The sequence below is a fragment of the Arthrobacter sp. UYP4 genome (assembly GCF_057291175.1).
Genome location: NZ_JBXAVU010000004.1, coordinates 364,563 through 370,612 on the forward strand (window position 1 = coordinate 364,563; position 6,050 = coordinate 370,612).

Genomic DNA, 6,050 nt, shown 5'->3' on the forward strand with positions numbered 1-6,050 from the left:
CGGAGACATCAGTGACCTGTTGGATCCGTTCGTTGTCCGCGTCGAGTACGGCCATGCGTTCCCCGCTGCGTCTCCACACCTTCTGCCTTTGCTCCCGCAGCCGGCACCTACTATCCGTGGCTTCACACAGTTCCACGTTCTCCCTGATGGACGCCTGTGTCTTCTGCGCGACGCGGACCAGTGGTATCCGTCGTCTAGGACCAGTGAGCTGCTACTAAAGGCATCAGGTTGGGCAATCGAGTTTGCACTCCTCAAAGCTGAAGCGATTACCCAGATGTCCGTAAGCGGCATCGTGAATGACACCTCCTACGACTCCCTCATCACAGCGACGATAAAGGCCCTGAACTTATGAGTGGTGCGGACTGGCTGGTCCTCCTCCCGCGAGAAGCGAAGGAGGTCATCGAGATGGGTAGCGGGTGGGGGCGATTGACATGCCGAATCTCCGATCCTGATCGTGCAGCTCTCATCGTCGCGCTCTCCAACGCGGACTCCGACAGAGTTTCCGTCGCCACGGACCCAGGGCACTTCTTGATGAGCGCGGACTTTCACCCGATGGGCTATTGGTACACCGTCCCAGCCGAACTCGTACTCACCGGATACTTCCTGACCCGGCAGTCGACAGCCATGTCCTTCAGTCACTTCAAAGAACTCGTACCGAAAGCTAAATGCCCACCCTCGGGGACGTGGTCAATCGCAGTTACATACTGCATCGAACCACCAAAAATTTCAGAAGACGAAACGCTACCTTCGTGGTCCGCATGGCTCGTTACAGAATCTCGTGTGGAACCCATTGCTCTTGATATCCGCGACGGTAGGGAACTCATTGATGCACTCAACGGGCTATGGCCAACTCGAGCGCTGGCAAGCAAGCGCGTTCTCCTACTCGGCGCTGGTAGCATCGGCGGCGCAACCGCCGGATCCCTCGCCAGCTACGGTGTCAGGCAGATCGACATCGTCGACCCGGACCGACTGTTGTTCCACAACGTCCCCCGCCACATTCTGACCACCAAGCATGTTGGTAAGACGAAGGTCGAGGCAATCAAACAGACGCTCTATAGTGCGTGGCCGGAATGCGATATCACTCCCTGGCCCATCGACCTTGTTACTAGGGCGGATATCGTCCGACCCCTGCTCGACGAGACGGACATCGTCGTCTGCACCGTCGACGGAGTGGAAGCAAGACGAGTAGCGAATTACCTCGCGCGGAGAGCCCGGAAACCGATCGTGTTCGCCTGCGTCCTTGGCGATGGCCGGTACGGCGAGATCCTGCGGATTAGGCCACTGCCCGAAGTCGGATGCCTTGAGTGCCAGCGCCGGCGCCTGCGCGAGGAGGGCCGAATCGATCTTGAGCCTACCCTCGACCGAGGATACGGCACGGGAACGAGGCATAATCCTATGACGGCAGTAGGTGGCGACCTTCATCTCGTTGGGCAGCTGACAGCCAAAATTACCGTTGCTACCCTCCTGCGCGCTCAGGGCGAACTCGATCAGACCCTCGTTCGCGACAACCTCGTGATCGCTCTCCGTCCAACTCCGGGGTACGCCGACCCGTTTGACGCCACCCGGATGCTTGACCAAAGCTTCTACCAAGCAGGGCTCCCCTATGACGATTGCCCTGCATGCAACGCGGCATGAGCCTGCAGATTGCCGACACAGTGCTCGAGTCGATTACAGCGATGATTCGCTCTAGCAATTCACAGCTGGAGACGGGAGGCGCGCTGTTCGGTCCAGCTAGCGGCAGCATGGTGCTGCATGCGACCGGGCCAGGGCCCCTCGCAGAGCACGGTCCCTTGTTCTTTCGTCGAGACCTTACCTTCACCGAACAGGAAGCGGAACGCCTCTACCGTGCGGACGGTTCGCAGTGGATTGGCGAATGGCATACCCACATCAACGTCCCGCCGACACCGAGCAATACTGACCTCCAAACGTATGCGAGACACCTTACTGACGGTGAGCTTGGATTCGACCGGTTTGTAGCTCTCATCATCGCGATCGCGGGATCCCAACAGCTACTTGCTGCTTGGACACTCGAGCGCCTTAGCGGTCAGATCATGCTGAAACATGCGGGGTCCACACTACTCAACCTCGCGACGAGGCCAGACCAGCTGTAGGGGAGATCAAACGAGCTGGACTGAGAAATAAAACGACTACACCTTTTGAGGGTGAAGTGCGTGCGCTGCTAAGAGTGTGGCGTTGGGGTACACCCCAACGCCACAGCGTCTGCACGTAAGGGGATTCCTCTACGGACGGGAGTGGCTCGGGTCCAGCGATCGGCACGTGGCCGGGAGTCAGGGCGCCCGGTAGGGCAGGAATTCGACGGTTTGAGGGTGGCGTGTCCGTACGCCGTCTCGGTGGAGTCCACTGATGCTGGTGCCGTCCGCGTCGAGTAGCTCAGATCGGCCTCGCCTGCTGTGGACAAGCCCTCCGTGAAGGACAAGCTGTTCGACCACCTTGAAGGCTTCTTGAGTGCCGTCGTTGTCATAGTCGCCTCCGAAGGTCCACCACCCGAGGTGAGGCGACTCTAAGACGACCACGAAACCGGTGGTCACGTTGAGATTGAAAGGTAGCGCGCCTGTCCGGTGGGGTCGGACTGAGATGATGTGGGAGAACTCTGCCTGAACCATGGAAACAGTCACTTCGCCGGCACCCCCTACCAGGGCGATGACCCGGGCGGTGAGGACGTCTCCGGGAGTTGGGGCCAGGAGCTGTCGGGCCTGGTATGCCTTGAGTACCGCGATTACGTCCGCAACGCCGCTCTCCCAGTCGAGCTCCAATCGGCCGGGGTACAGCAAGCGGTCATGCTCGTGGGTATCGACCACGATCCATTGCTCACCGATGACGGACAGGGCGCCGATGCGGAGGATCGGCAGGCGACCGGAGACCACCACTATCGAGTCGATCTCCGCGGCAGTGCCGAAGAGTCGCCGGGCGCGGTCAACAATGTGGTTGAAAGCCGCATGATTGGCTTCCGATATTCCGGGTCCCCGAAAGGCGTCAGTAACTACTCCGCCTGACTGCTGCCGGCGGAAGAATTTGAACCCCATCTGGCCCCCTTATGGCTAGCCTCGAATGTACCGCCGACCCGCCCATATTGCAGGTCTTTCCGCGTCCCGCTGAGCGATCCTGGGCAGGCAGCCTTAGGGTCCAGTTCAAAGCCAAGACAGCGAAGAGGTATGAATATGAGTTCCGCGCCCGATTTTGATCAAGATAGTTTCGTCGCCATGCTCATGGAGCGTGCACGCGCGAAGAAGCTCAATCCTCGGTCGGGCCGCATGCATGGTTACGGACCTGGCACGTTCGATGCCGTGACAGTCAGTGATGAGCCCCTGGTGCGCATCGACCTCCTGGATCCATGGTCGCTTTACCGAAAAGGATCGTTTCCTGAGCTTCCTTTCCATTGAGTCATCCGCAAATTTTACCTGGACGCGCTGTACCGCTGCTCCACTCCCGATCTGTTGAAACGGCTACCTAGCTCCAATTATCGATCGTAACGCGGACACATTAGGGGCGGGCATCGAGGCTGCCCCTTCTAAATTGGTGGAGATGTGCACAGTTTTTAGGGGGTGGGGGGCGCGTTCAGATCGTTGCAGGGTAAGTAGGTAGTTGTGTCGTTCCCTCCTTTCCCTGCAACGTGGATATGACCGGGTAAGCAGCATGTTCACTGAACCTGCGGGACGTGACCTAGCAGGCATTGACCTAAATGATCCAGTATGAGGGTGGCACTAGAGTCTGTTGTAGGAGTCGTTCCTTAAGGAACAAGCTCAGAAGTCACAACGAGGAGGAACAAGGTATGGAACTGTCCAATCACGACGAAATTCTTCAGTCGATTCATGACCTTCGTGAAGTTCGTGTGGAGTTTCGATCGAAGGAAGACGGAGGTGCCATCTTGTCCCGCACGTGCGCGCCGATGGACTTCGGCCCCGGGCGGCGTGCCATCGATCAGACACCGCGCTACCACTTTTGGGACCTTGAGAGTGACAGTGGTGTGAACCATACGCTGTCGCTTCTGGCATCGCAGATTACGAGTGTGGAAGTGCTTAAATCGATTTTTGATCCCTCATCGTTTGTTACCTGGACTCCAAACTGGATTGTTGCGCGCACCACTTGGGGAGCCTTCAACTGAACAGCATTCTCCAAGGTGCTGGATAGGTGGAGCTGGGCCTTTGGTTTCTGCTGCCCATTTGTGGGGGGGGGGGGCAAGTATCGACGCGTGGGGGAGCCCGTGTCGTGCACCAGTGGTTAGGAGGTGCGCCAGCCCAACCACCCTGAAGCTCGATGTCCACTGTGTGATGCCCGTCGTAGCCACGACATCACCAGACAGAAGGAGCGGGGGTTACGAGGGCTGCCCCTCAGCCTCAGGTGGACGCTGGAAGCTACTGTCCTTCGGACTTTTTCTGCACAGAGGGGGACGAGGACCCATAATGATTGGTTGCACACCACCCCTAAGTCACCACAACAGTCACAACTCATCACCCGGCACCGGCGGGCGTGCACAACCTCGGACACAGAGAAGTGCCTGCCCCTCCTATAGCTAAGGCGCAGGCACTTGCACGAACGCATCATCACATCCAAGGGTGTAACGAACATTGGTCACAGACGAGCGCCGAGTACGAGAGCGACCACTCAAGGCAGGCGTTTGTTGAGGTCACCGCTCCACTCTTCGAAGACCAGCGCTCGAGAGATCTTACCCGCGAGGGGTAGGAGGAGGACCAGCCTTAGGTACGTCCATTCACCCTAAGGGGCGAGTCTTCAATACAACCGGTACGCGGTTTAGTCCCGTGAGCCAATTATGTGCGGCAGGGGAGATGGAACGTACGAGGTTGAACGCATCCCGTGAGCGTTCAGCCGCGTCCACATCCAACAACGTCTCCATGTGAGAGACGCGATTTCGAAGCCCGTGTAGTCGGTAGACACGCCAGAAGGTTGTTTCTCCGTCGGGGTCGCTTTGGTGAGGAAACGCATGTATCAGTGCTTCTCGCCAGAGGCGCTCACGGTTGGAGTTCTCTGTTGTAGGGCCCGCATTTGTAACGTGATTAGGTAGGAGGTCCTTCCACATCCCGAACATGATCTGCTCGAGTACATCGTCGTGACTTACTGCCTGGCCGTGGCGCCAATGATTTGCGTCCCGTCGCGTCTGGGCAGCTCGCGCGTTGCGATTTGCTTCGTTTCGTTTTCCCGCGCTGAGGCTGCGTAAGGGAGCTGCGGGTTCATTCAGCAGCCAGCTCGATCCGGGGCTGACGCTAGCTTGAGCCGTGTTCCACTTCTGCAGTTCACGGTCCATTGCGTTCCGGAGGACTACCTCCGTGACACTTAGGAGCTCCTGGAAGGCCGAAGTGAGTTGAAGATTCCACCGATACAAGTTCAGCGCGTACTTTTCGTCCTGGCCGGCGGCCTGCAGGTAGGGTTCCAGCCTGGATCGGTGCAGTGACTCGATGACGTCTGTTCGTGACTGGCGCTTGTCTCCCATATAGGCATCCTCTCAAACCCCAGCCGGTGCCGTGGTTCCTCAGGATCAATCGAGAATGGAGTCCTGGGTGCAGGGACGCAGGGACGCATGGACGCATGGACGCAGGGACGCAGGCACGCAGGCACGCAGGCACGCATGTTGCTACGTTTTTACGGAACGGGTAAACTTATTTGCATAGAAGGTGAGGACAAGGTCCCTCATCAACGAGATGAAAAAGGTCTGCAGGACGAACGCGCCTGCAGGCTTTTTTTGTGCCGCCAGTGTGATGCGTCGCTGCCACACCCGGCTGGTTCGCACTCCACTGTTTGGCGCCAGGACTGGCGATACCCCGACGGACGGTAACGCGACAGTCTGTTCCCGGCTCCCAACAGTACTGAGGCTAAGTATGTCGAGTGTGGCTAAACGTCGTCGGTATTCGTTTCCGCAGACTGGCCCTCGGACAGCAACGTAGGAGTGGGCAGGCCGACGCTGCCATCTCAGCAAAGGATGGCGACCTCAACCGGTCAATGCACCACCTGAGATTCTGAGGGTATCGCGGACTGGTTGGAGGTGAAGTGGGTTTGGTAGAGGTCGTTGGAACTGG

Annotated in this window: 5 protein-coding genes; 4 read left to right on the forward strand and 1 reads right to left on the reverse strand. The window is 58.3% G+C overall.

Annotated features, from left to right (window positions below; all coding sequences use genetic code 11):
* Positions 1 to 348 precede the first annotated feature (348 nt).
* Complete coding sequence (locus AC0Z9V_RS15750; protein ID WP_485142051.1) at positions 349 to 1,635, forward strand: HesA/MoeB/ThiF family protein; 1,287 nt, start codon at positions 349 to 351, stop codon at positions 1,633 to 1,635.
* Positions 1,632 to 2,111 (forward strand): Mov34/MPN/PAD-1 family protein, encoded by a 480-nt coding sequence (locus AC0Z9V_RS15755; protein ID WP_485142052.1) that lies wholly within the window; start codon positions 1,632 to 1,634, stop codon positions 2,109 to 2,111. The genes AC0Z9V_RS15750 and AC0Z9V_RS15755 overlap by 4 nt, the downstream gene beginning before the upstream one ends.
* Before the next feature lie 177 nt (positions 2,112 to 2,288).
* On the opposite strand, the gene AC0Z9V_RS15760 is transcribed toward AC0Z9V_RS15755, so the two are convergent.
* Positions 2,289 to 3,044 carry a hypothetical protein gene (locus tag AC0Z9V_RS15760; protein ID WP_485142053.1) on the reverse strand — a complete coding sequence of 252 codons (756 nt, stop codon included), beginning with the start codon at positions 3,042 to 3,044 and terminating at the stop codon, positions 2,289 to 2,291.
* 135 nt (positions 3,045 to 3,179) lie between these two features.
* Here AC0Z9V_RS15760 and AC0Z9V_RS15765 point away from each other — a divergent pair, with 135 nt between their 5' ends.
* Entirely contained in the window at positions 3,180 to 3,401 is a 222-nt protein-coding gene (locus AC0Z9V_RS15765; RefSeq protein WP_485142054.1) for a hypothetical protein, read from the forward strand.
* A 389-nt stretch (positions 3,402 to 3,790) separates the two neighbouring features.
* The gene (locus AC0Z9V_RS15770; protein WP_485142055.1) at positions 3,791 to 4,123 is read left to right on the forward strand and encodes a hypothetical protein; all 333 of its coding nucleotides are present in this window, start codon (positions 3,791 to 3,793) and stop codon (positions 4,121 to 4,123) included.
* The last annotated feature ends 1,927 nt before the right edge of the window (positions 4,124 to 6,050 follow it).

What these genes read in the sequence shown, in the direction of transcription:
- AC0Z9V_RS15755 (WP_485142052.1), top strand. Translation starts at nt 1,632, where the DNA reads ATGAGCCTGCAGATTGCCGACACAGTGCTCGAGTCGATTACAGCGATG.
- AC0Z9V_RS15770 (WP_485142055.1), top strand. Translation starts at nt 3,791, where the DNA reads ATGGAACTGTCCAATCACGACGAAATTCTTCAGTCGATTCATGACCTT.
- AC0Z9V_RS15750 (WP_485142051.1), top strand. Translation starts at nt 349, where the DNA reads ATGAGTGGTGCGGACTGGCTGGTCCTCCTCCCGCGAGAAGCGAAGGAG.
- AC0Z9V_RS15760 (WP_485142053.1), bottom strand. Translation starts at nt 3,044, where the DNA reads ATGGGGTTCAAATTCTTCCGCCGGCAGCAGTCAGGCGGAGTAGTTACT.
- AC0Z9V_RS15765 (WP_485142054.1), top strand. Translation starts at nt 3,180, where the DNA reads ATGAGTTCCGCGCCCGATTTTGATCAAGATAGTTTCGTCGCCATGCTC.